This window comes from Pseudomonas rhizoryzae (genome assembly GCF_005250615.1).
Lineage (GTDB): Bacteria > Pseudomonadota > Gammaproteobacteria > Pseudomonadales > Pseudomonadaceae > Chryseomonas > Chryseomonas rhizoryzae.
On record NZ_SULM01000008.1, the window covers coordinates 194,106 to 219,312 of the forward strand.

General features: G+C 65.5%; 23 protein-coding genes. 10 read left to right on the forward strand and 13 right to left on the reverse strand.

Annotated features, from left to right (window positions below):
- Positions 1 to 242: 242 nt before the first annotated feature.
- From FAZ11_RS14890 to FAZ11_RS14900, 3 genes are all read right to left on the reverse strand, one after another.
- The gene (locus tag FAZ11_RS14890) at positions 243 to 1,676 is read right to left on the reverse strand and encodes an efflux transporter outer membrane subunit (RefSeq protein ID WP_058779727.1); all 1,434 of its coding nucleotides are present in this window, start codon (positions 1,674 to 1,676) and stop codon (positions 243 to 245) included.
- Positions 1,673 to 4,849 (reverse strand): efflux RND transporter permease subunit, encoded by a 3,177-nt coding sequence (locus tag FAZ11_RS14895; RefSeq protein ID WP_058782286.1) that lies wholly within the window; start codon positions 4,847 to 4,849, stop codon positions 1,673 to 1,675. Before FAZ11_RS14895 ends, FAZ11_RS14890 begins: the two co-directional genes overlap by 4 nt.
- A 156-nt stretch (positions 4,850 to 5,005) precedes the next feature.
- Complete coding sequence (locus tag FAZ11_RS14900) at positions 5,006 to 6,223, reverse strand: efflux RND transporter periplasmic adaptor subunit (RefSeq protein ID WP_058761657.1); 1,218 nt, start codon at positions 6,221 to 6,223, stop codon at positions 5,006 to 5,008.
- Positions 6,224 to 6,776: 553 nt separating this feature from the next.
- Here FAZ11_RS14900 and FAZ11_RS14905 point away from each other — a divergent pair.
- Entirely contained in the window at positions 6,777 to 7,094 is a 318-nt protein-coding gene (locus tag FAZ11_RS14905) for a helix-turn-helix domain-containing protein (protein WP_058769089.1), read from the forward strand.
- The gene (locus FAZ11_RS14910; protein WP_058774327.1) at positions 7,087 to 8,346 is read left to right on the forward strand and encodes a type II toxin-antitoxin system HipA family toxin; all 1,260 of its coding nucleotides are present in this window, start codon (positions 7,087 to 7,089) and stop codon (positions 8,344 to 8,346) included. The genes FAZ11_RS14905 and FAZ11_RS14910 overlap by 8 nt, the downstream gene beginning before the upstream one ends.
- Positions 8,347 to 8,473: 127 nt before the next feature.
- Here FAZ11_RS14910 and FAZ11_RS14915 read toward each other — a convergent pair whose 3' ends face one another.
- Positions 8,474 to 9,388 (reverse strand): LysR substrate-binding domain-containing protein, encoded by a 915-nt coding sequence (locus tag FAZ11_RS14915; protein WP_058774328.1) that lies wholly within the window; start codon positions 9,386 to 9,388, stop codon positions 8,474 to 8,476.
- Positions 9,389 to 9,854: 466 nt separating this feature from the next.
- Between FAZ11_RS14915 and FAZ11_RS14920 the strand changes: the two genes are divergently transcribed.
- On the forward strand, positions 9,855 to 10,463 hold the full coding sequence (locus FAZ11_RS14920) for a glutathione S-transferase (RefSeq protein WP_058774329.1): 609 nt from the start codon (positions 9,855 to 9,857) through the stop codon (positions 10,461 to 10,463).
- 135 nt (positions 10,464 to 10,598) lie between these two features.
- On the opposite strand, the gene FAZ11_RS14925 is transcribed toward FAZ11_RS14920, so the two are convergent.
- Positions 10,599 to 11,519 carry a LysR family transcriptional regulator gene (locus FAZ11_RS14925; RefSeq protein WP_058761652.1) on the reverse strand — a complete coding sequence of 307 codons (921 nt, stop codon included), beginning with the start codon at positions 11,517 to 11,519 and terminating at the stop codon, positions 10,599 to 10,601.
- Between the two features lie 150 nt (positions 11,520 to 11,669).
- Between FAZ11_RS14925 and FAZ11_RS14930 the strand changes: the two genes are divergently transcribed.
- The gene (locus FAZ11_RS14930) at positions 11,670 to 12,686 is read left to right on the forward strand and encodes a zinc-dependent alcohol dehydrogenase family protein (RefSeq protein ID WP_058769093.1); all 1,017 of its coding nucleotides are present in this window, start codon (positions 11,670 to 11,672) and stop codon (positions 12,684 to 12,686) included.
- Positions 12,687 to 12,742: 56 nt separating this feature from the next.
- Here FAZ11_RS14930 and FAZ11_RS14935 read toward each other — a convergent pair whose 3' ends face one another.
- A complete protein-coding gene (locus FAZ11_RS14935; protein WP_058774330.1) occupies positions 12,743 to 13,804 on the reverse strand; it encodes an acyltransferase family protein in 1,062 nt (353 codons plus the stop codon).
- Between the two features lie 301 nt (positions 13,805 to 14,105).
- Positions 14,106 to 14,402 carry a YciI family protein gene (locus FAZ11_RS14940; protein ID WP_058761649.1) on the reverse strand — a complete coding sequence of 99 codons (297 nt, stop codon included), beginning with the start codon at positions 14,400 to 14,402 and terminating at the stop codon, positions 14,106 to 14,108.
- Between the two features lie 198 nt (positions 14,403 to 14,600).
- Here FAZ11_RS14940 and FAZ11_RS14945 point away from each other — a divergent pair, with 198 nt between their 5' ends.
- Complete coding sequence (locus tag FAZ11_RS14945) at positions 14,601 to 15,554, forward strand: aliphatic sulfonate ABC transporter substrate-binding protein (RefSeq protein ID WP_058769094.1); 954 nt, start codon at positions 14,601 to 14,603, stop codon at positions 15,552 to 15,554.
- A gap of 15 nt (positions 15,555 to 15,569) precedes the next feature.
- Here FAZ11_RS14945 and znuB read toward each other — a convergent pair whose 3' ends face one another.
- From znuB to FAZ11_RS14960, 3 genes are read right to left on the reverse strand one after another with little or no spacing between them, the layout of a single operon-like run.
- A complete protein-coding gene (znuB, locus tag FAZ11_RS14950) occupies positions 15,570 to 16,355 on the reverse strand; it encodes a zinc ABC transporter permease subunit ZnuB (RefSeq protein ID WP_058769095.1) in 786 nt (261 codons plus the stop codon).
- Complete coding sequence (gene znuC / locus FAZ11_RS14955) at positions 16,348 to 17,118, reverse strand: zinc ABC transporter ATP-binding protein ZnuC (RefSeq protein WP_058761819.1); 771 nt, start codon at positions 17,116 to 17,118, stop codon at positions 16,348 to 16,350. The genes znuB and znuC overlap by 8 nt, the downstream gene beginning before the upstream one ends.
- Complete coding sequence (locus FAZ11_RS14960) at positions 17,115 to 17,600, reverse strand: Fur family transcriptional regulator (protein ID WP_058761646.1); 486 nt, start codon at positions 17,598 to 17,600, stop codon at positions 17,115 to 17,117. Before FAZ11_RS14960 ends, znuC begins: the two co-directional genes overlap by 4 nt.
- A gap of 65 nt (positions 17,601 to 17,665) precedes the next feature.
- On the opposite strand from FAZ11_RS14960, the gene znuA reads away from it, so the two are divergent.
- From znuA to FAZ11_RS14980, 4 genes are all read left to right on the forward strand, one after another.
- Positions 17,666 to 18,667 carry a zinc ABC transporter substrate-binding protein ZnuA gene (gene znuA / locus FAZ11_RS14965; protein WP_137279419.1) on the forward strand — a complete coding sequence of 334 codons (1,002 nt, stop codon included), beginning with the start codon at positions 17,666 to 17,668 and terminating at the stop codon, positions 18,665 to 18,667.
- Between the two features lie 514 nt (positions 18,668 to 19,181).
- Positions 19,182 to 19,859, forward strand: coding sequence for a response regulator transcription factor (locus tag FAZ11_RS14970; RefSeq protein ID WP_058761644.1), 678 nt, complete (start codon positions 19,182 to 19,184; stop codon positions 19,857 to 19,859).
- On the forward strand, positions 19,856 to 21,250 hold the full coding sequence (locus FAZ11_RS14975; protein WP_058761643.1) for an ATP-binding protein: 1,395 nt from the start codon (positions 19,856 to 19,858) through the stop codon (positions 21,248 to 21,250). Before FAZ11_RS14970 ends, FAZ11_RS14975 begins: the two co-directional genes overlap by 4 nt.
- 61 nt (positions 21,251 to 21,311) lie before the next feature.
- Positions 21,312 to 21,764, forward strand: coding sequence for a thioesterase domain-containing protein (locus FAZ11_RS14980; RefSeq protein ID WP_058761642.1), 453 nt, complete (start codon positions 21,312 to 21,314; stop codon positions 21,762 to 21,764).
- Between the two features lie 63 nt (positions 21,765 to 21,827).
- Here FAZ11_RS14980 and FAZ11_RS14985 read toward each other — a convergent pair whose 3' ends face one another.
- Positions 21,828 to 23,531 carry a peptidoglycan D,D-transpeptidase FtsI family protein gene (locus FAZ11_RS14985; protein WP_058761641.1) on the reverse strand — a complete coding sequence of 568 codons (1,704 nt, stop codon included), beginning with the start codon at positions 23,529 to 23,531 and terminating at the stop codon, positions 21,828 to 21,830.
- A gap of 130 nt (positions 23,532 to 23,661) precedes the next feature.
- Between FAZ11_RS14985 and FAZ11_RS14990 the strand changes: the two genes are divergently transcribed.
- Positions 23,662 to 23,976 carry a YkgJ family cysteine cluster protein gene (locus FAZ11_RS14990; protein ID WP_058761640.1) on the forward strand — a complete coding sequence of 105 codons (315 nt, stop codon included), beginning with the start codon at positions 23,662 to 23,664 and terminating at the stop codon, positions 23,974 to 23,976.
- Positions 23,977 to 24,114: 138 nt separating this feature from the next.
- On the opposite strand, the gene FAZ11_RS14995 is transcribed toward FAZ11_RS14990, so the two are convergent.
- Both FAZ11_RS14995 and FAZ11_RS15000 read right to left on the reverse strand, forming a co-directional pair.
- Positions 24,115 to 24,519, reverse strand: coding sequence for a YkgJ family cysteine cluster protein (locus FAZ11_RS14995; RefSeq protein WP_058761639.1), 405 nt, complete (start codon positions 24,517 to 24,519; stop codon positions 24,115 to 24,117).
- A gap of 3 nt (positions 24,520 to 24,522) precedes the next feature.
- The gene (locus FAZ11_RS15000; RefSeq protein ID WP_058761638.1) at positions 24,523 to 25,095 is read right to left on the reverse strand and encodes a xanthine phosphoribosyltransferase; all 573 of its coding nucleotides are present in this window, start codon (positions 25,093 to 25,095) and stop codon (positions 24,523 to 24,525) included.
- Positions 25,096 to 25,207 lie beyond the last annotated feature (112 nt).

Below are 25,207 nucleotides of genomic sequence, written 5' to 3' on the forward strand. Positions count from 1 at the left end.
AAATCCAAGGCCTGTCTCCCTTACAAAATATTAGGAAACAGGGCGCACGCGGCCTTTGCCGGGGTGCATGCCGGGGCGAACGCCTGCCAGGCCTGAATGAGACCTCTAGAACGCGCTTTTGCTCACGTCCACGGGAGAGACACACCCGGCGTGCCCTGGGCGGGGCGCCGGATGCAGGGGGAAGAAAAAGCCCCGACACGCCAAAGGAGCAAGAAACGCGTGCCGGGGGTAAGCGCCGGCGGTCAGAGCGCCGGCGCGGGGGAAGCGGGGGCCTGGGCGAAGCGGGCCGGCTGGATGTCCCAGCCGCCACCCAGGGCCTTGTAGAGGGCGACGATGCCGCGATAGAGCTCGATCTCGCCTTGGGCCTGCTGGTCTTCGGCGGCCAGGCGCTCGCGCTGGGCGTCGAGCAGCACCAGGAAGTCGGTACCACCTTCGCGATAGCGGATCTCGGCCTGGTCGGCGGCGGCGCGGCTGGCCACCGACTGGCGGATCAGCGCCTGCAGGCGCTCCTGGCGACGGCCGTAGTCGCTGAAGGCGTTGGCGCTCTCTTCCAGGGCGGTCAGTACCTGCTGCTCGTAGTTGGCCAGGGCCTCGTCGGAACCGGCGCGGGCGCCGCGCAAGCGGGCGCGCACACTGCCCAGGTCGAAGGCCGGCCAGCTGATGCTCGGGCCGAGGCCCCAGGCGCGGGCGGCGCTGCTGCCGATCTGCGAACCGCGCCCGGCGGTAAAGCCGAGAAAGCCGGAGAGGCTGACCCGCGGGAAGAGATCGGCGGTGGCCACGCCAACATCGGCGGTGGCGGCGGCCAGGCGGCGCTCGGCAGCGGTCACGTCCGGGCGGCGGCGCAGCAGCTCGCCGGGATCGCCGATGGGCAGGCGCTTGGCGATGGCCGGCAGGGCCTTGGGCGAGAGATCCACGCTGAGGGCATCCGGGCGCTGGCCGAGCAGGGTGGCGATGCGGTTGCGCGCGCGGGTGGCCTGGGCCTGGAATTCCGGCAGGCTGGCCTCGGTGGCGGCCAGGCGCGCTTCGCTGCGCTGCACGTCCAGGTCGCTGCCCATGCCTTCGTCCCTCAGGGTCACGGTCAGGCGGCGGGCCTCGCGCTGGTTGCCCAGGTTGTCGCGGGCGATGCGTTCGCGCAGCTGGGCGCCGCGCAGGTCGCCATAGGCATCCACCAGTTCGGCGATCAGGCTGACCTGCAGCGCGGCGAGGTCGGACGCCGCCGCCTCGGCGCGGGCATCGCTGCCTTCCAGGGTATGGCGGACCCGGCCGAACAGATCGATTTCCCAGGCCATGTCCAGGCCCAGGTCGTAGCGGTCGCTGTTGACCCGCTCCTCGGTGAAGCCGGGTTGCTGGGCCTTGCCAAGTTGGCTGCTGGCGCGGCTGGTGACCGTCGGATAGAGATCGTTGGCGTCGTCATCGCGCAGGGCGCGGGCGGCGCGCAGGCGGGCGAAGGCGGCGCGCAGTTCGCGGTTGCCGTCCAGGCTGCTGGCGACCAGGGCGTTGAGGGTCGGGTCCTCGAACTGGCGCCACCAGAGGGTCTCGAAGCGGCCCTGGTCATAGACGCTGGGCTGCTGGCTGGCCTGGAATTGGGCGGGCGCCGGCTGCGGCGCCTGGTAGTGCGGGCCGACGGCGCAGGCGGAGACCGCCAGCGCCAGCAGCAGGGGAGCGAAGACCTTCATGCCTGGGCCTCCCGGGCGATGGCGGAACGGGCCTGGCGACGCTCCACGAAGGCGCGCACCAGGGTATAGAACAGCGGCGTGAGCAGCAGGCCGAAGAAGGTCACCCCGAGCATCCCGGAGAACACCGCGACGCCCATGGCGTGGCGCATCTCGGCGCCGGCGCCGGTGGAGGTCACCAGCGGCACCACACCCATGATGAAGGCGAAGCTGGTCATCAGGATGGGTCGCAGGCGCAGGCGGCAGGCCTCCAGCACCGCGGCGACGCGGTCCTTGCCGGTGGCCTGCTGGTCCTTGGCGAACTCGACGATGAGGATGGCGTTCTTGCACGCCAGGCCCACCAGTACGATCAAGCCGATCTGGGTGAAGATGTTGTTGTCGCTGCCGGCCAGGATCACCCCGGTGATGGCCGAAAGCAGGGTCATGGGCACGATCAGGATCACCGCCAGCGGCAGGCTCCAGCTCTCGTACTGGGCGGCCAGCACCAGGAAGGCCAGCAGCACGCAGAGCGGGAACACCAGCAGGGCGGTATTGCCGGAGAGGATCTGCTGGTAGGTCAGCTCGGTCCACTCGAAGGTCATGCCGTTGGGCAGCTCCTGCTTGAGCAGCCGCTCGATGGCCGCCTGGGCCTGGCCGGAGCTGTAGCCCGGCGCCGGCGCGCCGTTGATCTCGGCGGTGAGGAAGCCGTTGTAGTGCATCACCCGGTCGGGGCCGGCGGTGTCGCTGATCTTGACGAAGGTGGACAGGGGCACCATCTCGCCGCGGTCGTTGCGCACCTTGAGCTGGCCGATCTGCTCGGGCTCCAGGCGGAAGCGCTGGTCGGCCTGGACGTTGACCTGGAAGGTGCGGCCGAAGCGATTGAAGTCGTTGGCGTAGGTCGAGCCCAGGTAGGCCTGCAAGGTGTCGAAGATGGCGTCGATGGGCACCCCGTGGGTCTTGGCCTTCTCACGGTCGATGTGGGCATCGATCTGCGGCACGTTGACCTGGTAGCTGGTGAACAGCGACTCCGGCGCCAGCTCCGGCAACTGCCGGGCTTTGGCCAGCACGTTCTGGGTCTGGGTGTAGAGTTCCTCGTAGCCCAGGTTGCCGCGGTCCTCCACCTGCAGGCGGAAGCCGCCGATGCTGCCCAGCCCCTGTACCGGCGGCGGCGGGAAGATGGCGATGATGGATTCCTGGATGGCGGCGAATTCACCGTTCAACTGGGCGGCGATGGCGCCGGCCGACAGCGAGGGATCGCGGCGTTCCTCGAAGGGCTTCAGGGTCACGAAGACGATGCCGCTGTTGGGGCTGTTGGTGAAGCCGTTGATGGACAGGCCGGGGAAGGCCACGGTGCTTTCCACGCCGGGATGCTTGAGGGCGATGGCCGACATGCGGCGGATGACCTCTTCGCTGCGATCCAGGGTGGCGGCATCGGGCAACTGGGCGAAGGCCACCAGGTACTGCTTGTCCTGGGGCGGCACGAAGCCGGTGGGGGTCTTGATCAGACCCAGGCCGGTCAGGCCGAGCAGCACCACATAGAGCACCAGCACGATGGAACCGCCGCGCAGCACGCGGCGCACGGTGCCGACGTAGCCGTGGCTGGCCTTGTCGAAGAAACGGTTGAAGGGGGCGAACAGCCAGCCGCCGAACAGCCGGTCGAGCAGCCGCGAGAAGCGGTCCTTGGGCGCGTCGTGGCCCTTGAGCAGCACGGCGGCCAGGGCCGGCGACAGGGTCAGGGAGTTGAAGGCCGAGATCACCGTGGAGATGGCGATGGTCAGGGCGAACTGGCGGTAGAACTGCCCGGTGAGGCCGGAGATGAAGGCCGTGGGCACGAACACCGCGCACAGTACCAGGGCGGTGGCGATGATCGGGCCGGTCACCTCGCCCATGGCGCGCCGGGTGGCCGCCACCGGGTCGAGGCCGAGACCTATGTTCCGCTCGACGTTTTCCACCACCACGATGGCGTCGTCCACCACGATGCCGATGGCCAGCACCAGGCCGAACAGCGACAGCGCATTGAGCGAGAAGCCGAAGGCGTGCATCACCGCGAAGGTGCCGATCAGCGACACCGGCACCGCGGCCAGGGGAATGATGGAGGCGCGCCAGGTCTGCAGGAACAGGATCACCACCAGCACCACCAGGATGATGGCTTCGAACAGGGTGTGCACCACGGCCTCGATGGAGCCGCGCACGAAGATGGTCGGGTCGTAGACGATCTCGTAGTCCATGCCCTGGGGGAAGCTCTGCTTGAGCTCGGCCATCTTGGCGCGCACCTGGTTGGACAGGTCGATGGCGTTGCTGCCGGGGCGCTGGAAGATCGGGATGGCCACCGCCGGCTGGTTGTTCAGCAGGGATCTCAGGGCGTACTGGTTGGAGCCCAGCTCGATGCGGGCGATGTCGCGCAGCCGAGTGATCTGGCCGTCGCTGCCGGCGCGCACGATGATGTTGGCGAATTCTTCCTCGTCCACCAGGCGCCCCTGGGTGTTGATGGCCAGCTGGAAGCTGGTGCTGCCCGGTGCCGGCGGCGCGCCCAGGGCACCGGCCGCGACCTGGCGGTTCTGCTCGCGGATGGCGGCGACCACGTCGCTGGCGGTCAGGCCGCGCGAGGCGACTTTGTCCGGATCGAGCCAGACGCGCAGGGAATAGTCGCCCATGCCGAACAGCTGAACGTCGCCCACGCCGTCCAACCGCGCCAGCTCGTCCTTGACGTTGATCAGGGCGTAGTTGGACAGGTAGAGCATGTCGTAGCGCTGATCCGGCGAGGTCAGGTGTACCACCATCGCCAGGTCCGGCGAGGCCTTGTCGGCGGTCACGCCCAGACGCTGCACCTCTTCCGGCAGTTTGGGCAGGGTGCGGGTGACACGGTTCTGCACCTGCACCTGGGCGGTATCCAGGTTGGTGCCCAGGGCGAAGGTGATGGTCAGCGTCAGCTTGCCGTCGGCGGTGGACTGGGACGACAGATAGAGCATTTGCTCCACGCCGTTCATCGCCTGCTCCAGGGGCGCGGCCACGGTCTCGCCGATCACCTTGGGGTTGGCGCCGGGGAAGGTGGCGCGCACCACCACGGTGGGCGGGACCACCTCGGGGTATTCGCTGATCGGCAACTGGAACAGCGAGATGGCCCCGCCGATCAGGATGATCAGCGAGAGCACGGCGGCGAAGATCGGCCGGCGGATGAAGAACTGGGAGAAGTTCATCGGAGCAGTCCTTGAGCGAAAGGCGTGCAGAGGCGCAGCCATCGCGGCCATGGGCCGCTCCTACGGGGGGTCCTGTCGTAGGAGCGGTCCATGACCGCGATACCGCGATGCCTGGACGGGTAGAAGTCTGAAACGGGACGGGGTGGAGCCTGGGGTCTAGCGACTACCCACCTTGAGCGGCTGGGTCGGCGCCGGCAGGCTGGCCAGGACCGCATCGCGCTGGCGCTTGAGCGCGGCCAAGGTGGTGGCATCGGCCATGGGCACCGACTGGGCGTCGACGGTCATGCCCGGGCGCACCCGCTGCAGGCCGTTGACCACGATGCGATCGCCGGCTTCCAGCCCCTTGCGCACGATGCGCAGGCCTTCCAGACGCGGGCCGAGGTCGACGGTGCGATAGGCGGCCTTGTTCTGGCCGTCCACCACCAGCACGAATTTCTTGCCCAGGTCGGTACCGACGGCGGCGTCCTGGATCAGGGTGCCTTCGTAGGTGCCGCTGCCCACCAGCCGCAGCCGGGCGTAGAGCCCTGGGGTGAAGCGGCCGTCGGCATTGTCGAACACGGCGCGGCCGTGGATGGTGCCGGTACGCGGATCGAGCTGGTTGTCCATGAAGTCCATGTGGCCTTCATGGGAGAAGTCGTCCTCGTCGGACAGCGCCATATAGACCGGGCTGGCCGCGCCGCGCTGACCTTTGCGGGCGAGCGCCTGCTGCTTGAGGAAGACCCGCTCGTCGGCATCGAAATAGGCATAGACCTTGTCGGTGGAGACCAGGGTGGTGAGGCGGGTGTCACCGGCGTTGACCAGGTTGCCGGCGGTCACCTCGGCACGGCCGACGCGACCGTCGATGGCGGCGCGGACCTCGGTGAAGCCCAGATTCAGGCGGGCGGCGTCGAGTTGCGCCTGGGCGGCGGCGACGCTGGCCTTGGCTTCCTGGGCGGCGCTGCGCCGGGCCTCGACGATTTCCGCGGAGATCGCGTTGCTGCTGCGCAGGCGTTCGCCGCGGGCGGCTTCGTCGGCGGTGCGGCTGGCATTGGCGCGGGCCTGTTGCAGCTCGGCTTCGAGGCGCTTGACCTCGGCTTGGAAGGGCCGCGGATCGATCTGCAGCAGCAGGTCGCCGCGCTTGACCCGGGCACCCTCGTGGAACAGCACGCGGTCGACGTAGCCGGACACGCGGGGGCGGACCACCACGGATTCCGGTGCTTCCAGGCGCCCGGTCACCTCGTCCCATTCCACCACCGGTTGGCGCAGCACCTCGGCGGCGCTCACCTTGGGCGCGGGCGGGGCGGCACTGGCTTGGGGATGGGAATCGCCGCAGGCGGCGAGCAACAGGGTAGAGGTCAGGGCCAGCGGGCCGAGGGTTTTCGCGAAGAGATCCATGTTCGAGTCCGCCCGAGGTGGAAAGAGGTCAGGGAGGCGAGTCTGCCGCCACGCGCGGGCAGCGACGAATCGAAGGGCTCGAACTTATTTATCGATGGCGATGATGGTTTCGCCGTAGGTATCGCTGGTGGTGATTGGAAACTGTCTGGAACGCTGGTTTCTGAACAAGATGCAAGGGGCGGGAGGATTGCGCCCAGGCGGGGGAGGCTTGGCGGAGCTAACCCTTGGGTTCGGAACAGAAAGTGGCTGAATACACTAGGCTCTGTACGAAAAATGCCTACGCTCGGTGATGCTTCGTTGAAAAAGGCATTCGGAATGCTCATTTACCACTCGTAAACTCCGCTTCCTCAGCCTTTTTCGCGGGGCCGCCTAGGCCTCGCCTGACCTTCGCTCGGCGACTTTTCGTACAAAGCCTAACACTCGCTTAATTCCATAATTTTGTGACTAAAGCCTGTCTCTGACGGGTAACGCCCCACATCTAGGAATTATCTCGGAAATGACGTAATTATCTTTTACTGTGCGTTAAATGCTATTTATCGGGATAAGACACGCTATGTTGGATTTAGGCTTCAGCAAGCCAGGTGAGATCGTCAAGCAACTGTGCAAGCGCTTGCGCACCGAGCGCCTGGCCCAGCGACTGACCCAGGCGGAGGTCGCTGCCCGTGCCGGGCTTGGCACTAACACCGTGTCCAATCTCGAGGCAGGTCGTAACGTTGGCTTCGAGAGCCTGGTACGAATCGCCATGGTGCTCGGTCGCAGCCAGGAATTCGAAGGTTTGTTCCTGCCGCAGCTGAATAGCCTGGAGGATGCCCGCCGCTATGAAGAAAGCGCCAGGCGCCAGCGTATCAAGAGGAAATCCAGCGATGTCTGAACAGGTGGACGTCTATTACGAAGGCTGGGGCGAGCGCTGGTTGTGGGGGCGGCTGAGGGCGACGACGGCCCTGGGCGGTCGCTCACAGATCCTGTTCGAATATAGTGCCCAGGCAAAACAGCGCGGTTTCGAGCTATCGGCTTTTCAGTTGCCCTTGGCGGGGCCAGCCTTGCGCCAGGGGTTTCCGGCCCACCAACTGGGGCTGCCGGGACCGGTCTATGACGCCTTGCCGGATGGCTGGGGCATGCTGTTGATGAATCGCTTGTTCAAGCGCCGCGGACTCAATGCGGCGCGCATCGGGCCACTGCAACGGCTGGCCTACATAGGCGACAACGCCATGGGTGCCATGACCTTCGAACCCCTTGCCCCTGAAGGTGAGGCAGTACAGGAGCATCTACCTTTGGAGCTGCTATTGGCCGAAGTTCAGGAGGTACTTGCCGGTGAGGGAGGGGAGTTTTTGCAAACCTTGCTGCAGCTGGGCGGCTCGCCCCAGGGGGCCCGACCGAAGGCGCTGATCTATCGAGATCCAGGCACGGGTACCTTCACCACCGTGGCCAGCCCGGACCTTGAGGCCTGGCTGATCAAGTTCCCGGCGAGGTACGAGCATCCTGAAGTATGTGCCGTGGAGGCGGCCTATGCCGACTGTTTGCGTCTTTGTGGCATCCAGGCGGCGGACACCCGCTACTTTAGCTTGCCCGACGGTCAGGCAGCCTTCGCTACTCGTCGTTTCGACCGGGTGGCTGGGCAACGTGTGCCGATGCAAAGTCTCGCCGCCTTCACGGGCGCCAACTATCAGGAACCAGGGGCGCTGGACTACGTCAACTTCTTGCGGGCGACGCAACTCTGCACCAAGGACGTACGTCAGAAGGCGATCGCCTTCGAACGCGCCGTGTTCAATGTCGTCTTCAACAATAGAGACGACCATCCGAAGAACTTCGCCTACCTCATGTCCGCCACGGGGACTTGGACCTTGGCCCCGGCCTACGACGTGACCTTCTGCGAGGGACCGCACGGCCATCACCAGATGGATGTGCTGGGCGAGTCCTTGGATATCCAGCGAGCTGCGCTGCTCGGTCTCGCGGACGAGGCGGAAGTCCCCCCCGCCATCGCGAGTGACACCATCGAGCGCATCGGCGAGGTCGCTAGCCAGTTCACCGCCCTCGTCGAGCGTGAATATCCTGGAACCATCACCCGAGATACCCTGACGACCATCCAGGACCGCCTTGACGAGAACCTTGGCTTGCTGCGCTGAGTCGCGGAATCCGCGCTTCCATGGCTCCCATTCGCCTGGCCCAGCCGCGCTGATCCGGGCTTAGATATTATCGGGTGTGCGATCTAAGCCAGCACTTTCTTGGGCACTGCTCGACCAGGTGCCAGACTCACGTCATTTTGGGCTGATCCTGATCCAGTCCATCCAAATATTCGGATACTTCCCCTGCCAGCCAACTAGAGAAAACGCGTTGCTTGGCCTCCGACGGCTTTCGGTTGGGCAGCACCAGCCAGTACGGATAGGGATAAGGGACCGTGACCTGGGACAATTGCACGAACTCGCCGCGTTGGAGCGCGTCGTGCACCAGGCTGCGACGTTCGAGGGCGATCCCCTGGCCAAGCCGCACGGCTTGCAGCACCAGGTTGGAGTCGTTACTGCACAGCCCGAGGCGCGGCACCTCGCTAGCCAGGCCCGCGGCTTGGCACCAGGGCTGCCAGGACTCCATGCTGGAGATGATGGGACTGCCGACGATGGCTTCCGGGGTCTGGGGCAAGACCCCGCCATTGAAGTGCGGGGCGGCGATCACCAGGGTCTCGTCGTGGAACAGCAGCCGCTGCTCCACGCCCTCCCAGCCTCCGCTGCCCATGCGGATCCCGACATCGACCGACTCTCGGCTCAGGTTCGACACTGCCAGATTGGCTTGCAGCCGCACGCTGATGTGCGGGTGTAGCTGCTGGAAGCGCGGCAGGCGCGGCAGCAACCAGTTGAGGCCGAACGAAGGGAGTACGGCGACGACCAATTCGGTCGACTTGGGCTGGGCCTTGATCAAGCGGGTGGCTTCGGCGATATCGCCCAGCGATTCGCGGATCTGCAGCGCATAAAGTCGCCCATCTTCGCTGACGCGTAGGTTGCGTCGCCCCTCGCGGATGAACAGGGTGACGCCGATCAGCTCTTCCAGCACCTTGATCTGCTGGCTGATGGCCGAGTGGGTAACGTGCAACTCCTTGGCGGCGGCGACGATGCTACCCAGCCGTGCAACCGCTTCGAAACTACGCAGACAGGTGAGGGGTGGAATGTTCGCCATGTAAGTTTTTCTTGCGTTTATTCCAAGAAAATAACGATAGGTAAGCCTAAAGACTCTCACTAATGTAAGGAGCGGTAAATACACGGCGTGCAGGGGGATTGCGCCATGGACATCGCGGCGGGGGTAAGCCAGAGGTGGGCGGAGAGCTTTTATGGAAATGAATGGCGCTGGCTACAGGTGTCCTTGGCCCGCACGCAGCTGTTGTCGGTACGCCATGCCCAGGAGATCCAGGCGCGTGCCGTCACTGGCAGGCATTGGCTCAGTAGCGCGGATGGCGACCTGGCGATCAGTCCTGGCGAACAGGTGAAATTACCTGCCGGGCTAGTCCTGATCGAGGGTGAAGGTGTCCTGCAGTTTGCGCCCGCCACTACGCATGACACCCGGGCTTTTCCATGGCGGCTGAACCCTTGGTTCAGGCGTCGGGCAAAGGCGTTGGAGATCGCTATCAAACCCAGGAGAGTGATGGATGAGACTGATTGGCATGCTGGATTCACCCTATGTGCGCCGAGTGGCGATTTCCCTGGATCTACTGGGCGTCGGCTTCGAGCATGAGCCCCTGTCCGTCTTCAGTAGCTTCGAGGCGTTCTCCCGGATCAATCCGGTGGTCAAGGCGCCGACCCTGGTGTTGGATGACGGCACGGTACTGATGGACTCGACGTTGATCATCGACTACTTCGAGAGCCTCAGTGCTCCCGCCAACAAGTTGTTGCCGCAACAACCCCAGGCCCTGGCCGCTGCCCTGCGTATCCTGGGACTCGCATTGGCCGTGTGCGAGAAAAGCGTGCAACTGGTCTATGAGCGCAAGCTGCGTCCGGCAGAAAAGCTTCATCTGCCCTGGGTCGAGCGCGTCACCCAGCAGTTGCGGGCCGCCTGTGTCGAACTGGACAGGCAGTGGTCCGCCCGGCCAGTACAAGGCGAGCGGCCGGATCAGGCGGCCCTTACCACCGCCGTGGCCTGGTCGTTCATGCAACTGATGGTGCCCGAGGTCGTTCCGGCCGGTGATTTCCCTGCCCTTGAAGCCCATGCGGCGCGCCTGGAACAGACCGATCTGTTCAAGCGCTATCCGCTCGCCTGATCGTGGGTGCGGTTCGAGCCGGGTTCGACGGCGCCGCTTTCCCGTTCTGCCGTCCGCTCCTTATCGCGAGCCGTCGTCATGGAAAGGCTGGCGAAAAAGGGTCGTACACTATTGTGTAGTGAGCGGCGAACGTCGCTAGAGACTGTCCGGATCGCCGATGAACATCTGGATCCGCGACCTCAGCCAGCGCTCGCCGGGGTCGTGGTCCTGGGCGCCGCTCCAGGCCATGGGCAGTTCGTGGCCGCCGTCGCGCAGTTCCTCGGGCGGGTCTTCGTATCTCAGGCCGCCGGCGCTGGCCAGCAGCCGGGCGGTGTAGTCCGGCACCATCACCAGCAGGTCGGTTTCCGCCAGCAGCGACCCCAGGCCGTTGAACTGGGGCACCGCCAGCACCACCCGGCGCTGGCGGCCGAGCTTGTCCAGCAACTCGTCGACATAGCCGGTGAGGTCGCCGGCATAGGACACCAGGGCATGGGGCCGGGCGCAGTATTCGTCCAGGGTCAGGCGCCCGGGCTTGCTGTCGGCGCGCAGCACCTTGAAGCCGAAGCGACGCACCGGCCTTCTCTTCGAATTGGCTGGCAATTCCTCGGTATAGCCCACCGCCACGGTGATCTCGCCGGAGGCCAGCATGCCGGCGGCGGTCAGGTAGTTCATCCGCCGTACCACCAGGGTGGTGCCTGGCGCCTCGATGCGGATGCGTCGGAGCAGCGGCGGCAGCAGGGCGAATTCGACGTCATCGGACAGGCCGACGCGAAATACCCGGTCGGCGCTGGCCGGCTCGAAACTCTGGGTCCGGCTCACCGCGCTGGAGATCTGGTCCAGCGCCGGTGACAGCAGGGCGGCGATTTCCTGGGCGCGCGGGGTGGGTTCCATGCTGCGCCCGGTGCGGACGAACAGCGGATCGTCGAACAGGGTACGCAGGCGGGCCAGGGCGGCGCTGATCGCCGGCTGGCCGAGAAACAGCTTTTCCGCGGCACGGGTGACGCTGCGTTCGAGCATCAGGGTCTCGAACACGATGAGCAGATTGAGGTCGACGCGGCGCAGATCGGTACGGTTCATTCAGGCCCCGATAGGGAGTGGATCGATACCCCCGATGTCCATTATCGATAGGGATGCATAGAATCCTAAGGCAAGGCTGGTTAGAGTCCTAGCCATAAGCAGTCCGCCTCGGCAATCGTTCCGGGGTCGGCATCAACGCGAGGTAGTCCCATGTCCCGCCTGATCCAGTTCACCGAGTTTGGCCCGCCGGAGGTGCTCACCTGCATCGATCGGCCCACCCCCGTGGCGGGGCCTGGCGAGGTGTTGGTGCGGGTAGAGGCCATCGGCGTGAGCTGGTATGACGTGCTCTGGCGGCAGAATCTGGCCCCCGAACAGGCCAATCCGCCGGCGGGTCTTGGCTGTGAACTCGCCGGCGTGGTCACCGCCCTAGGCGAAGGCGTCGCCGACCTGGCGGTCGGTGATCGCGTGGCCAGCTTCCTCGGCCACGACATCAATCGCTATCCGGCCTATGGCGATGAGCTGGTCTATCCGGCCACCTCCCTGGTGCGCTACCCGGACGTCCTCACCCCGGCGGAAGCCGCGGTGCACTACAACCCGCTGCTCACCGTCTATACCGCGCTGATGCACCAGGCCCGGCTGCAACCGGGCGAATGGGTGCTGATCACCGATGCCAGTCGCTGCTGCGGCCCGGCGTCCGTCCAACTGGCCAAGGCCTTGGGCGGTCGGGTCATCGCCACCACCCATGACGCCGCTGACCGTGACTACCTGCGCGAACTGGGCGCTGAAAAGGTCATCGCCGCGGAGGAAGAGGATCTGGTCAGCCGTATCGCCAGCATCACCGATGGCGTTGGCGTGCATGTCGCCCTGGATGCCCTGGGCGGGCCGCAGTTGGCCCTGCTCGGCGAGGCCATGGCGCCACGCGGTCGGCTGCTGCTCTATGGCCTCAACGGCGGCAACCAGACCCCGCTGCCGGCCTGCGCGGCCTTCAAGAAGAAGTTCAAGCTCTATATCCACTGCGTGCAGGACTTCACCGGCCAGCCGGACATGGGCCTGGAAGCGGATTGCGCCGCGGTGCGCGAAGCCTTGCAGCACCTCGACCAACTGACCCGCGACCGCCTGCTCAAGGCGCAGATCAAGCAGGTTTTTCCCTTCGAGCAGTACGTCGAGGCCCATCGCTGCATGGAGCAGTGCCCTACCCGGGGACGGGTGGTGATCAGCGTCGACTAGCCGTCTCAGCCATAAAAAACCCGCGCCTTGGCGTGGGTTTTTTATGGCTGGTTGCCTTAGGCGGTAGCCTTCTTCTGCAAGGGCGGGGTAGCGCGGTTCACCCGCGTCTTGGCACCGAAGAAGGCCACGCTGAGGAAATGCAGCGGGCTGATGCGCTCCAGCACCAGCTTGAGCGCCACGGGCAGGAACAGGCCCATCACCATGCTGACGCTGAAGACCACCCAGACGTCGTGTACCTGCAGCTTGTTCAACACGATACGGGCACCGGCGGTACCGAAGACGTGGAACAGGTAGATCTCGAAGGAGAAGTAGCCCAGCCAGGCCAATGGCTTGAAGTAGAAGCGGCGGGCGATCAGCAGGCTGATGGCCGCCAGCCCCAGGGCAGTGCCGATCACCGCCATGTCGGTCTCGTCGAGATCGACCAATTCGAACAGGTAGGCCTGATCGATGGCCACCAGGATGGCGAGCGCCACCGCCATGGCGGTCACGTTGCGGCGGGTGATGAGCTGCTCGCCGAAGCGGTAGAGGCCCAGGCCCAGCAGGAAGAAGGGGAACAACTGCACCGCCTTGTACAGGCTGAACAGGTCCGGGAAGCTCTCCCAGGCGAAGGAGGCTGCCAGGGCCACGGCGAAGACCAGGCCGAAATTGCGCAGGGTCAGCAGCAGGCCGGCTTTCTCCAGCAGGGCGATGACCACGAAGATGCAGAAGATCGACTGCAGGAACCAGAAGTGCGCGTAGCTGAAGAAGTAGATGCTGAAGATATCGGTCAGCTGGGGTTTGTAGTTGGTGTTGGGCACGGCCATCTGCAAGGCGAAGAACAGCGTCGACACCACCAGCAGCGGAATGCCGATACGCTTGAACTTGCCTTGGTAGAAACGCGACAGGTCGCTGTTGGTGTTCACCGGACGCAACGCATAGACGTAACCGGAAATCGCCGTGAACAGCGGCATTCGGATATAGACGAGGGAGTCGTAGAGATAGCGCAGCAGGGAGTCGTCGGACACCTTCATGCCCAGGGTGGAAGAACTGCCAATCACGTGGCCCGCTACCATCAGAAACAGCGCCAGTCCGCGAATGGTCTCTATTCGCAGATCCTTCTCAGGCGTGGTCTTGGTCATGCTGAGTCCTCTGTACTGGCTAAAGCGGGACAGCGATTCCTCGAAGGGTGACGGGGAACAGGTGTCGGCGCATCGATCATCTGAGCCCGGTGAGCTTAGGCTAGTTCGCTCCCCTGCTTGCAGAGCTGCCCCGAAAAGCCCGGCTTTTCTTGCGCTGCATCACTTTTCCGTGAAGTGATTCCTCAAAGTGTGAACTCGTAACGGCAGCGAACCCCGGCGATTAAGGTGGCATTTAGCCAGTTTTAAGGATTCCTTAAGCCAAGTTGCCAAGCGATGGCGGCCAGTGCGGCCGCCGGGTTGCCTAGACGAAGGCCTTGCCGTCGAGTACGGCCTTGCGCCAACGGGTGATACGAACTTCGCTCGGCAGGCCGACCTTGCTGAACGGGTCCTGGGCCAGGAAGGCTTCCGCTTCGGCGCGGGTCTCCACGTCGACGATGTAGACGCTGCCGCTGGGCGTTGCGCCGTCGTCGCTGAGCTTGGCACCGCAGGCCAGCAGGGCGGCGGCGTTTTCCCGCAGGAAGTCCAGGTGCGCGGGGCGATGCTCTTGGCGCAGGGCCAGGCTGTCCGGCTTGTCGAAGGTCTCGATCAGAAAAGGCATGGCAGGCTCCGAAAAGGATGGCGGCCCCAGCGGCCGCCGCCGGCGCAGGGTGGCGCGATCCTGGGCGCAGCGTCAATCGCCTGTTGGACGACAGACCGCTGCTTTCACCTGGGCATAGCCATAGCAGAGAAACGTATTAAACATTCTTTTATAAAAGATCCATCCTGGCCTTCTTTAATGGAATATAAGGAGGTTCCCATGCGGTTGTCCTTCCGGCGTCTCGCACGTCTCTTCGTGGTGCTGGCAGTCGCGCTCGGCATATTGGCACCGGTGCAGGCGGCTGAGCAGCAGCTGCGCATCGGCTATCAGAAAGGCGGTGGTCTACTGGCCGTACTCAAGGCCCAGGGGACCTTGGAAAAGGCCCTGGGGGCCCAGGGTTACCAGGTGACCTGGCGTGAATTCCAGGCCGGGCCGCAGCTCTTGGAGGCCCTCAACGCGGGCAGCGTCGACATCGGCTACACCGGTTCGCCGCCGCCGATCTTCGCCCAGGCCGCTGGTGTCGATCTGGTCTACCTGGGAGCCGAGCCGGCCAGCGAGTCGGTTGAGGCCATCGTGGTGCCGAGCGGCTCGGCGATCCGTGCGGTCAGCGAGCTCAAGGGCAAGCAGGTAGCGGTGCAGAAGGGTTCGAGCGCCAACTTCCTGCTGGTCGCCGCCCTGAACAAGGCCGGTCTCACCCTCAAGGACATCCAGCCGGTCTACCTGGCACCGGCCGATGCCCGCGCGGCCTTCGCCAACGGCTCGGTGGCTGCCTGGGCGATCTGGGACCCCTATCTGGCCGCCATCCAGCAGAGCCAGTCGGTGCGCGTCCTGGCGGACTATAAAGGTCTGCTGCAGCCCAATAGTTTCTATGAAGGTTCGCGGCGTTTCGCCGATGCCCACCCCCAGGTGATCCAGCTGCTGCTGGCGGAGCTGGCCAAGGCCGGGGCCTGGGCCAACACCCACAAGCCGGAGGTGAGCCGCATCCTGGCCGAGCAGATCGGTCTACCGGAATCGGTGATCGCCACCTGGCAGGCGCGGACCCGCTATGGCGTCACCCCGCTGACCCCCGAGATCATCGCCACCCAGCAGAAGACCGCCGATGTCTTCTATGACCAGGGGCTGATTCCGCGCAAGGTGGGTGTCAGCCGGGCGGTCTGGCACGCGCCGCGCTAGATTCAGCTGTCGCTACTAGGCGCGCCGCGGCAACAGATAGCCCAGCAGAAACATCCCGGCCGCGGCCACTACCACCGAGGGGCCGGCCGGGGTGTCCTGGTACCAAGACAGGGTCAGTCCCAGGCACACCGCCACCATGCCCAGCAGGCTGGCGCCACAAGCCATCTGCTCCGGGCTGCGGGCGTGTCTTTGAGCGGTGGCGGCGGGGATGATCAGCAGCGAGGTGATCAGCAGCACCCCGACGATCTTCATGGCCACGGCGATGACGATGGCCACCAGCAGCATCAGCGCCAGGCGGATCCAGGTCACCGGCAGGCCTTCGACCTGGGCCAGTTCCTCGTGCACGGTGATGGCCAGGAGTGGTCGCCACAGCCAGGCCAGGGCCACCAGCACCAGGGCGCTGCCGCCGAGAATCCAACGCAGATCGCTGGGACCCACTGCCAGCAGATCGCCGAACAGATAGCTCATCAGGTCGACCCGCACCTCGTGCATGAACGACAGCGCCACCAACCCCAGCGACAGGGTGCTATGGGCGAGGATGCCGAGCAGGGTGTCCGCCGCCAGCCCCCGGCGCCGCTGCAGCACCACCAGTACCACGGCCAGCGCCAGGCAGCCGACGGTGACGGTCAGCGTCGGGCTGACATCCAGCAGGAAGCCCAGCGCCACTCCGAGCAGGGCGGCGTGGGACAGGGTGTCGCCAAAATAGGCCATGCGCCGCCAGACCACGAAGGAGCCGAGCGGACCGGCGACCAGGGCGAGAGCGAGACCGGCGAGCAGGGCATACAGCAGAAAATCAGCCATGCTTGCAGTGGGCTCCATGGACATGCGGCGTCTTGACCACGCTGCCGTGCAGGTCGTGGGCGTGATCGTGATGATGGTGGTAGATGGCCAGGTTGCGCGCGCTCTGGCCGAACAGCGCCTGGTAGGCCGGATCGCCGCTGACCTGCTCGGGATGGCCGGAGCAGCAGACGTGGCGATTGAGGCAGATCACCTGATCGGTGGCGCCCATCACCAGGTGCAGGTCGTGGGACACCATCAGCACGCCGCAGCCATGGCGTTCGCGCAACTGGCCGATCAGGCGGTAGAGCTCGCTCTGGCCGTTGATGTCGACGCCCTGCACGGGTTCGTCGAGCACCAGCAATTCGGGTTGGCGCAGCAGGGCGCGGGCCAGCAGCACCCGCTGCAACTCGCCGCCGGAAATGCTCTGCAGGGGGCTGTCGATCACCCCCTCGGCGCCCACTTCGCCCAGCGCGGATAAGGCACTGGCGCGAGTCACGCCCGGTACCAGACGCAGGAAGCGCAGCACCGACAGCGGCAGGGTGGCATCCACCTGCAGCTTTTGCGGCATGTAGCCGATGCGCAACCGCGGCCGGCGCCAGACGCTGCCGCGCTCCGGCGTCAGCAGGCCGAGCACGCTGCGCACCAGGGTGGTCTTGCCGGCGCCATTGGGACCGATGAGGGTGACGATGCGGCCGGGGTCGAGGGTGAGACTCACCTGATCGAGTACCGCCTGGCCGGCGAAGGTCACGCTGACGTCCTGCAGCCGGATCAGCGCCTCGCTCATGCCTGCTTCCGGCAGGCGGCGCATTGGCCGATGACTTCCACGGTCTGGCCTTCCACCTGGAAACCCACGGCGCTGGCGCCGTCGAGGATGGCCTGGTGCACGGCCGGTTGTTCCAGCTCGATGCTCACCTGGCAGCTGCGGCAGATCAGGAACTGGCCTTGGTGCGCTTCGCCGGGATGGTTGCAGCCGACGAAGGCGTTGAGCGAGGCGATGCGGTGCACCAGGCCGTTCTCGACGAGGAAGTCCAGCGCCCGGTAGACGGTGGGCGGTGCCGCCCGGCGGCCGTCCTGCTCGCTGAGCACGGCCAGGATGTCGTAGGCACCGAGTGGCTTGTGGCTTTGCCAGACCAGCTCCAGTACCCGTTTGCGCAGGTCGGTGAGGCGCACGCCGGCGCGGCGGCAGAGGTCATCGGCCTCGGCCAGTGCATGGGCGACGCAGCGCGAATGATCATGGGGTCGAAAGGCCAGGGGGGCGTCGGACATGGAGCGATACCTTAGGAGCTAGGACGTTATTATATTGCACCTCTCTTAAGAATCGGGACTTTCACGTGCTGCGCTTCCTACCCCTCGTCGTTTCCCTGCTGCTCAGCGGCGTCCTGCTTCCGGCCCGGGCCGAGGTGCAGGTGCTGACCAGCATCAAGCCCTTGCAACTGATCGTCGCCGCCATCCAGGAGGGCGCCGGCCAGCCTGCCGTGCTGCTGCCGCCGGGCGCTTCGCCGCACCATTACGCCCTGCGCCCGTCGGACCTGCGCCAGGTGCGCGACGCTACCCTGGTCTACTGGATCGGTCCCGATCTGGAGGCCTTCCTGCCGGCCGTGCTCAAGGAGCGCCAGGGCCCCAGCGTGGCGGTCCAGGACCTGCCCGGCCTGCATCTGCGCCGCTTCGGCGCGGAGCACGAGCAGGGCGACGATGACCACGACCACGACCACGACCACGACCACGACCACGACGCAGCGCACGGTGACGAGCATGGCCACGCGCAGGGTGGCGAGCCCGAATACGCCCACGACCATGACCATCGCCCCGGCAGCCTGGATGCACACCTCTGGCTGGCTCCCGCCAATGCGCGGGTCATCGCGGCGCGGGTGGCCGCCGACCTGAGCCAGGCCGATCCGGCCAACGCGGCGCGCTACGCCGCCAACCTCAAGGCCTTCGAGGCGCAGTTGACCGCCAAGGACCAGGCCCTGCGCGCGCAACTGGCGCCGGTCGCCGGCAAGCCCTACTTCGTCTTCCACGAGGCTTTCGACTATTTCGAGGAAGCCTATGGCCTGGGGCATCGCGGCGTCTTCGCCCTGGGCGCCGACGTCCAGCCCGGTGCGCGCCACGTGGCGGCCATGCGCGACGAACTCAAGGCCGCCGGGCCCACCTGCGTGTTCACCGAGCCGCCGTTGCAACCCAAGATCGCCACCACCCTGAGCAGTGGCTTGCCGGTGACCCTGGTGGAGCTGGACCCGCTCGGCGCCCGCATCCCGGTCGACGGCCAGGGCTATACGGCCCTGTTGCAGAGCGTGGCCAATACCCTGAGCGGCTGCCTGGCCAAGCTACCTTGAGGTCCTTGGGCGATGGACGTGGGGAGCTACCGTCCGTCGTCCTTGACCCACCCTTGACATTGTTCAGCTTGCGTTCAGGACGAGTTCAGGGAGCGTTCAGGGCCATTGGCCTAATCTGCAACTGTCAGATCAGCAACGCCGAGGTCTCCCGGATATGTTCACCCTAGCGCAGCTCCCGCTAAGGCAGATCGTCCGGACACTTCGACCCGACCTGGCGTGTTCATCCTTGTAACCCCTTGCAGGGTCACCAAGTCAGCTCTGGTCCCCTGCAACCGTCTCGCGACGGAGCCGTTCCCCAACGGCAGTTTCCGATCCCCATGAAGTGCTCCTTACCTCTCCAACCGGAGAGGTTTTTTTTGCCTGGAATAAAGTGAGTGACCCTATCCATCCATCCTCCGCTCTCGCCGTCAGCCCGCCGCAGGCGCCATAATCGGTACCCGGGCGCCGCTGCGCGAAGCGTGCGACACGTGCGGTCGCGGCCAGAGAGAGTCTCGTTAGCTGTTCAGGAGTCTGCATGAAGATCCTCGTCGTCGAAGACGAAAACCTGCTGCGCCACCACCTCAAGGTGCGTCTGGGTGAAGCCGGTCATGTCGTCAATGCCGTGGCCGATGCGGAAGAAGCGCTCTACAGCGCCCGCGAATTCCATCACGACCTCGCCATCATCGATCTGGGCCTGCCCGGCATGAGCGGACTCGACCTGATCCGCCAGCTGCGCAACCAGGGCGCCACCCTGCCGATTCTCATCCTCACTGCCCGCGGCAGCTGGCAGGACAAGGTCGAGGGCCTGGGCGCCGGGGCGGATGACTATGTGGTCAAGCCGTTCCAGTTCGAAGAGCTGGAGGCGCGCCTGAACGTGCTGCTGCGGCGCTCGGCGGGCTTCGTCCAGCCCAGCATCCGCGCCGGCTCGCTCAAGCTGGACCTGGGCCGCCAGCAGGCCTTCAACGAAGAGCAGCCGCTGCAGCTCACCGCCTACGAATACCGCCTGCTGGAGTACCTGATGCGCAACCACCAGCAGGTGATCACCAAGGAGCGGCTCATGGAGCAGCTCTACGACGATGACGGCGAGCACGACAGCAACGTCATCGAAGTCCTGGTGGGCCGCCTGCGGCGCAAGCTGGAGGCCAACTGCCAGATGCAACCCATCGAAACGGTCCGCGGGCGCGGGTATCTGTTCACCGAGCGCTGCCAGTGATCCGTTCCTTCCGCGTGCGGCTGCTGCTCAGCGCGGCGCTGCTGGTGATCGTCTGCCTGGCGCTGATGGTGCCGGCGATCCGCAATGCCTTCGACCGCACCGTGGAGAACTTCGTCGCCGCGCGGCTGGAGGCCAACGCCAACACCCTGATCGGCGCCGCGCGGGCCATCGACGGGCGCCTGGCGATGCCCGAGATGATCGCCGAGGAAGTCTTCGACCGTCCCGGCTCGCCCATCCTCGGCTACGTCTACGACCAGAACGGCCGGCTGCTCTGGCGCTCGCGCTCGGCGATGAAGGAAAAACCCAACTACCGACCGACCTTCGATGGCGGCGGGGTCAAGCTGGTCAAGGCTACCGATGACCAGGGGCGCGGCTTCTTCGTCTTCGACCGCGAGGTGCTGCTGGGCAATCCGCCAGTGGCCGGTTTCAGCGTGGTCACCATGCAGCCCGCCGAGGAATACGAACGGCTGCGCGCCACCTTCATTCACCAGGTGATCCTCTGGCTGGTAGGGGTGCTGGGTGCCCTGCTGCTGCTGCTCGCCCTGGTCATGCAGTGGAGCCTGCGGCCGTTGCGTCGCCTGAGCCGACAGCTCGACGCCGTGGAAACCGACCAGCGCGACCTGCTCGACGAAAAGAACGTGCCGAGCGAGATCAGCCGCCTGATCCGCTCGCTCAACCGGCTGCTCGACCACGAGCGCCTGCAGCGCGAGCGCTATCGCGACACCCTGGGCGACCTGGCCCACAGCCTGAAGACGCCCCTGGCGGTGCTGCAGGGCGTGACCGAGGAATTGCGCCGTCATTCGCAGCTGGATCAGGAGGTCGGCACCCTGCAGACCCAGATCGAGCGCATGAACCAGCAGGTGATGTACCAGCTGCAGCGGGCCACGCGCCAGGGCAGCGCGGTACTCAGCCGGCCGCTGGAGCTGGCGCCGCTGCTGGAGTCGCTGTTCAGCACCCTGGACAAGGTCTATGCCGAAAAGCGCGTCCAGGCCGAGCTGGAGTTGCCGCCCAATCTGCGCGTGCAGGCCGAGGAGGCCGCCATGCTGGAGGTCTTCGGCAACCTGCTGGAAAACGCCTATCGCCTCTGCCTGACCCAGGTAAGGGTCAGTGCGCGGCGGCATACCGAACACTGGATCCTCGACATCGAGGACGATGGCCCGGGTATTCCGGCCGAGCGGCGCGAAAGCGTGCTGCGCCGCGGTATGCGCATGGACAGCCGCCACCCCGGTCAAGGCATTGGCCTGGCCGTGGTGCAGGATATCCTCGAAGGCTACCGCAGCAGTTTGACCATCGATGAATCGAGCCTGGGCGGCGCCCGTTTCCGCTTCCGCCTGCCCGCCGCCATTTCCCCGGAGCGGCCTTCCTTGGTGCACAATGGCGCCAGGACGTGACCCACGGGTCATGGCTTGCGTCTGCTCCAGATAGTGAAATTTTGTCTGTAAGGACCCCGGCATGAGCCGCGACTGCCGTCACCTCGAATCCCTGCTCCACCACGACATCCCCATCACCCAAGCCCTGGGCCTGCAGGTCCGCGATTGGAGCGAACACCGCCTGCAACTGCATGCGCCGCTGGACGCGAACATCAATCACGCCAGCACCATGTTCGGTGGCAGCCTCTACTGCGTAGCGGTCCTCGCCGGCTGGGGCTGGCTGTACCTGCGTCTGCGCGAAGCGGGCATCGAGGAAGGCCATATCCTCATCCAGGAAGGCCAGATCAGCTATCCGCGGCCTATCACCGCCGATGCCACGGCCTTCGGCGAGCCGCCCGAGGAGCGGGCCTGGGAGCGCTTCGAGACCACCTTCCGCCGCCGTGGCCGGGCCCGCATCACCCTGCAGTCGCGCATCGTCACCGAGAGCGGCGAGGATGGCGTGCGCTTTACCGGTCAGTACGTGCTGCATCGCTGACGGCTCAGGCGGCACAAAAAAGGGCGACCTTGGGTCGCCCTTTTTTGTGCCCGCTGCTCCACCCTAGCCGTGAGAGTGGGATTCGGCTTTCGGCTGCTGGGCGGTATTGGTGTCGGGCAGGTTGTCCGGCGGCACGGCCAGGGCGCGCAGGGCGCCAGACATGATCTCGCTGAAGGTCGGCGCCGAGACCAGGCCACCGAAGTAGCCTTCCTTGGTCGGGCTGTCGAGCATCACCGCCAGGACCAGCTTGGGATCGGCGGCCGGCGCCATGCCGACGAACAGCGAGCGATAGGCGTGCTCGGTATAGCTGCCGGAACCGGCCTTGCGCGCCGTACCGGATTTGCCGGCTACATGGTAGCCGGGCACCCGGGCGCGATAGACGCCACCCTCGTCTTCCACCACGTGGTTGAGCATGGCGCGGATGCGCCGGGCGATGGTCGGGTCCATGGCCTGCACCGACTTCTGCTTCTGATCCTTGAGCAGCGTCAGGGGGGTGAGCTTGCCGTCATTGGCGATCACCGAATAGGCCTGGGCCAGCTCGGCGACGTTGACCGCCAGGCTGTAGCCGAACGACATACTGGCGGTGGCGATCTGCGACCACTTGGTGTGCATCGGCAGATAGCCGGCATTTTCGCCGGGGAAGCCCAGCGCCATGGGCGTGCCGAAACCGACCCGGCCGAGCTGTTCGTAGATCGGTTGGGGACCGATCTGCAGGGCCACCTTGCTCATGCCGATGTTGGAGGAGTTGAGCAGCACTCCGGTCATGGTCAGGATGCCGCGCCTGGCCACGTCATGGATGGTGTGGCCGTCGATGGTCATCCAGCCGGGCGCCACGTCCACGGTGCTGTTCTCGTTGAAGCGGCCCGAGGCCAGGGCCGCCGACATGCTGAACGGCTTGATTACCGAACCGGGCTCGAAGGCGTCGGTCAGGGTCCGGTTGCGCATGTTGGGAATCTGCAGGGTGGCGCGGTTGTTGGGGTTATAGGACGGGAAGTTGGTCATCGCCAGGATCTGCCCGGTCTTGGGATCGACCAGCACCGCGGAGCCGGATTGGGCACCGAACTTCTCCACCGCGTTCTGCAGCGCGCGGTAGGCGATGAATTGCAGGCGTAGGTCGATGGACAGGGCGACGTCCTTGCTTGGCTGCGGCTGGCGCACCACGCGGATGTTCTTCACCACCGACCCGCGCGGATTGATCAGCACCTCGCGCACGCCGCTGCGTCCGGCCAGCCAGTCCTCGAAGCCCAGCTCCAGGCCCTCTTGGCCGTGGCCGTCGATGTTGACCATGCCGATCACCTGGGCCACCAGGTCGGAGCTTGGGTAGTAGCGCTTGTATTCCCTGATCTGGTGCACGCCGGGTACGCCCAGCGCCATGATGTTTTCGCCATCGATGGGCGACAGGGCGCGAGCCAGGTAGAGGAAGTGCTTCTCCGGATGCTCGAGGATCAGGTTGCGCAGCTCGGCCTCGGGCTTGTGGATGGCCTGGGCCAGGCGCCCCAACTGATCGGCGCTGTCCTGCATCTCCGCCGGATTGCACCAGATGGTCACCACCTCGGTGGAGACCGCCAGGGGCGCGCCGTTGCGGTCGGTGATCATGCCGCGGGTGACCGGGATGGGGATGTGGCGCACCGAGCGGCGATCACCCTGGTCGCCGAGGAATTCAGCGTCGAACAGTTTCAGGTAGGTGATGCGACCGGCGACCACGCAGGTCAGCAGGACCAGCACGATGACCACGACATAGAAGCGATAGCGGGGTGCGGCCGTCATGGCGGCTCCGGCGCGAGGAGGAGGCTTGGGCATGGTCACAACTGGTTACAATCGTCGAGAAACGCGCATGGTAACTGCTCCAGCCATCGGCCGGAAACCGCTGGGCGGTCAACGGCGCTACACTGCGCCCATGAGTGACATCCCGCTGCACGATCTGACCACCCCCAACGTGACCTGCGACAGTTGTCAGGCCTGGTGCTGTCGCCAGGAAGTGCTGCTGTTCGACGATCCGGGCGTACCGGCGCGCTTCATCGAGGAAGACTGGACCGGCACCCGCATGAAGCGCCTCGACGACGGCTGGTGCGCGGCCCTGGATCGTGAGCAGATGAACTGCAGTATCTACGAAGTGCGGCCCTGGGTCTGCCGGATTTTCGACATGGCCGGCCCGGAGTGCCTGGAGGAGCGGGCCGACATGGCGCGGGCGATGGAGAGTGGCGAGTTCTAGGCGGCGGCAGGAGATCTTAGGTGGGGTTGAGACGGCTCTATCGTCGAAGCCCAACATGGCCAGCACACCGAGGCCAACCCTGTTGGGCTTCGCTGGCGCTCAACCCAACCTACGGTGGCCCGTGGCCGCGATCAGGACCTAGCGCAGCTTCTGCGGCTTGTAGGCGCAATAGCCTGGCCGCGGTCCCACCCTGGGATGGTTGCGGCAGGTCTCCGGCCGCTGATCGTAGATGGTGCACAGCCGCGTCTTCGGATGCAGGTACAGGCAGTCGTTGTTGGACAGCCGCACCAGGGTGAACAACCCGGTCTTGGCGTTCAGGCGTTCGACGATCCCATCCTTCTTGAGTCGCTTGGCGATGTCCTTGAGCGGCTCGCCCTTCTCGAACTCGTCCACCACGCCCATGCGGATCAGATCCGACAGGCGGGCCTCCACCGGCAGGGTGCAGCAACTGGAGACGCAATCCAGGCACATGGCCTTGTCGTAGCGGATCCAGGTTTCGGTGCGATCGAGATCGGCGCCGAGAATGCGCAGTATCTGGGCCATGGCTTACTCGGCGAAGGTGACCTGGCCATCGGCCAGGGAAGCGACGCGAGCCAGGGATTCGACCCGGTAGCCCAGGGCGTCCAGTTCGGCACGCCCGGCCTGGAAGGCCTTCTCGATGACGATACCCAGACCCACGACCTGGGCACCCGCCTGGTTGATGATCGAAATCAGTGCCTTGGCCGCCTTACCGTTGGCAAGGAAGTCGTCAATGATTAATACCCGGTCGTCGGCTGAAAGGTGCGTGGTAGAGACGGCTATGGTGCTTTCCGTCTGCTTCGTGAAGGAGTAAACGGAGGCGGTTAGCAAATGGTCGGTGAGGGTCAGCGACTGATGCTTGCGGGCGAAGATCACCGGCACCCCGAGCTCGAGCCCGGTCAGGACCGCCGGGGCGATGCCCGAGGCCTCGATGGTGACGATCTTGGTGATGCCGGCCGCGGCGAAGCGTTGGGCGAATTCCCGACCGATGGCTTGCATCAGCAGGGGGTCGATCTGGTGGTTGAGGAAGGCATCGACTTTGAGCACCTGCTCGGAAAGTACCTGGCCTTCGGTACGGATCTTGGCTTTTAGGAGTTCCACGCGAGCGGTCCTTTGACGGCTTGCCCGACGGCATAGGGTCGGAGGGGGCGGGTTAGGGCGCGAATTGTGCCTTATCCGTCAAGAAAGGCGGTAATTTGCCGATAATCCGCGT

Bases quoted from the DNA above. Each gene is read 5' to 3' on its own strand.
- FAZ11_RS14890 (WP_058779727.1), bottom strand. From the start codon at position 1,676: ATGAAGGTCTTCGCTCCCCTGCTGCTGGCGCTGGCGGTCTCCGCCTGC.
- FAZ11_RS14895 (WP_058782286.1), bottom strand. From the start codon at position 4,849: ATGAACTTCTCCCAGTTCTTCATCCGCCGGCCGATCTTCGCCGCCGTG.
- FAZ11_RS14900 (WP_058761657.1), bottom strand. From the start codon at position 6,223: ATGGATCTCTTCGCGAAAACCCTCGGCCCGCTGGCCCTGACCTCTACC.
- FAZ11_RS14905 (WP_058769089.1), top strand. From the start codon at position 6,777: ATGTTGGATTTAGGCTTCAGCAAGCCAGGTGAGATCGTCAAGCAACTG.
- FAZ11_RS14910 (WP_058774327.1), top strand. From the start codon at position 7,087: ATGTCTGAACAGGTGGACGTCTATTACGAAGGCTGGGGCGAGCGCTGG.
- FAZ11_RS14915 (WP_058774328.1), bottom strand. From the start codon at position 9,388: ATGGCGAACATTCCACCCCTCACCTGTCTGCGTAGTTTCGAAGCGGTT.
- FAZ11_RS14920 (WP_058774329.1), top strand. From the start codon at position 9,855: ATGAGACTGATTGGCATGCTGGATTCACCCTATGTGCGCCGAGTGGCG.
- FAZ11_RS14925 (WP_058761652.1), bottom strand. From the start codon at position 11,519: ATGAACCGTACCGATCTGCGCCGCGTCGACCTCAATCTGCTCATCGTG.
- FAZ11_RS14930 (WP_058769093.1), top strand. From the start codon at position 11,670: ATGTCCCGCCTGATCCAGTTCACCGAGTTTGGCCCGCCGGAGGTGCTC.
- FAZ11_RS14935 (WP_058774330.1), bottom strand. From the start codon at position 13,804: ATGACCAAGACCACGCCTGAGAAGGATCTGCGAATAGAGACCATTCGC.
- FAZ11_RS14940 (WP_058761649.1), bottom strand. From the start codon at position 14,402: ATGCCTTTTCTGATCGAGACCTTCGACAAGCCGGACAGCCTGGCCCTG.
- FAZ11_RS14945 (WP_058769094.1), top strand. From the start codon at position 14,601: ATGCGGTTGTCCTTCCGGCGTCTCGCACGTCTCTTCGTGGTGCTGGCA.
- znuB (WP_058769095.1), bottom strand. From the start codon at position 16,355: ATGGCTGATTTTCTGCTGTATGCCCTGCTCGCCGGTCTCGCTCTCGCC.
- znuC (WP_058761819.1), bottom strand. From the start codon at position 17,118: ATGAGCGAGGCGCTGATCCGGCTGCAGGACGTCAGCGTGACCTTCGCC.
- FAZ11_RS14960 (WP_058761646.1), bottom strand. From the start codon at position 17,600: ATGTCCGACGCCCCCCTGGCCTTTCGACCCCATGATCATTCGCGCTGC.
- FAZ11_RS14970 (WP_058761644.1), top strand. From the start codon at position 19,182: ATGAAGATCCTCGTCGTCGAAGACGAAAACCTGCTGCGCCACCACCTC.
- FAZ11_RS14980 (WP_058761642.1), top strand. From the start codon at position 21,312: ATGAGCCGCGACTGCCGTCACCTCGAATCCCTGCTCCACCACGACATC.
- FAZ11_RS14985 (WP_058761641.1), bottom strand. From the start codon at position 23,531: ATGACGGCCGCACCCCGCTATCGCTTCTATGTCGTGGTCATCGTGCTG.
- FAZ11_RS14990 (WP_058761640.1), top strand. From the start codon at position 23,662: ATGAGTGACATCCCGCTGCACGATCTGACCACCCCCAACGTGACCTGC.
- FAZ11_RS14995 (WP_058761639.1), bottom strand. From the start codon at position 24,519: ATGGCCCAGATACTGCGCATTCTCGGCGCCGATCTCGATCGCACCGAA.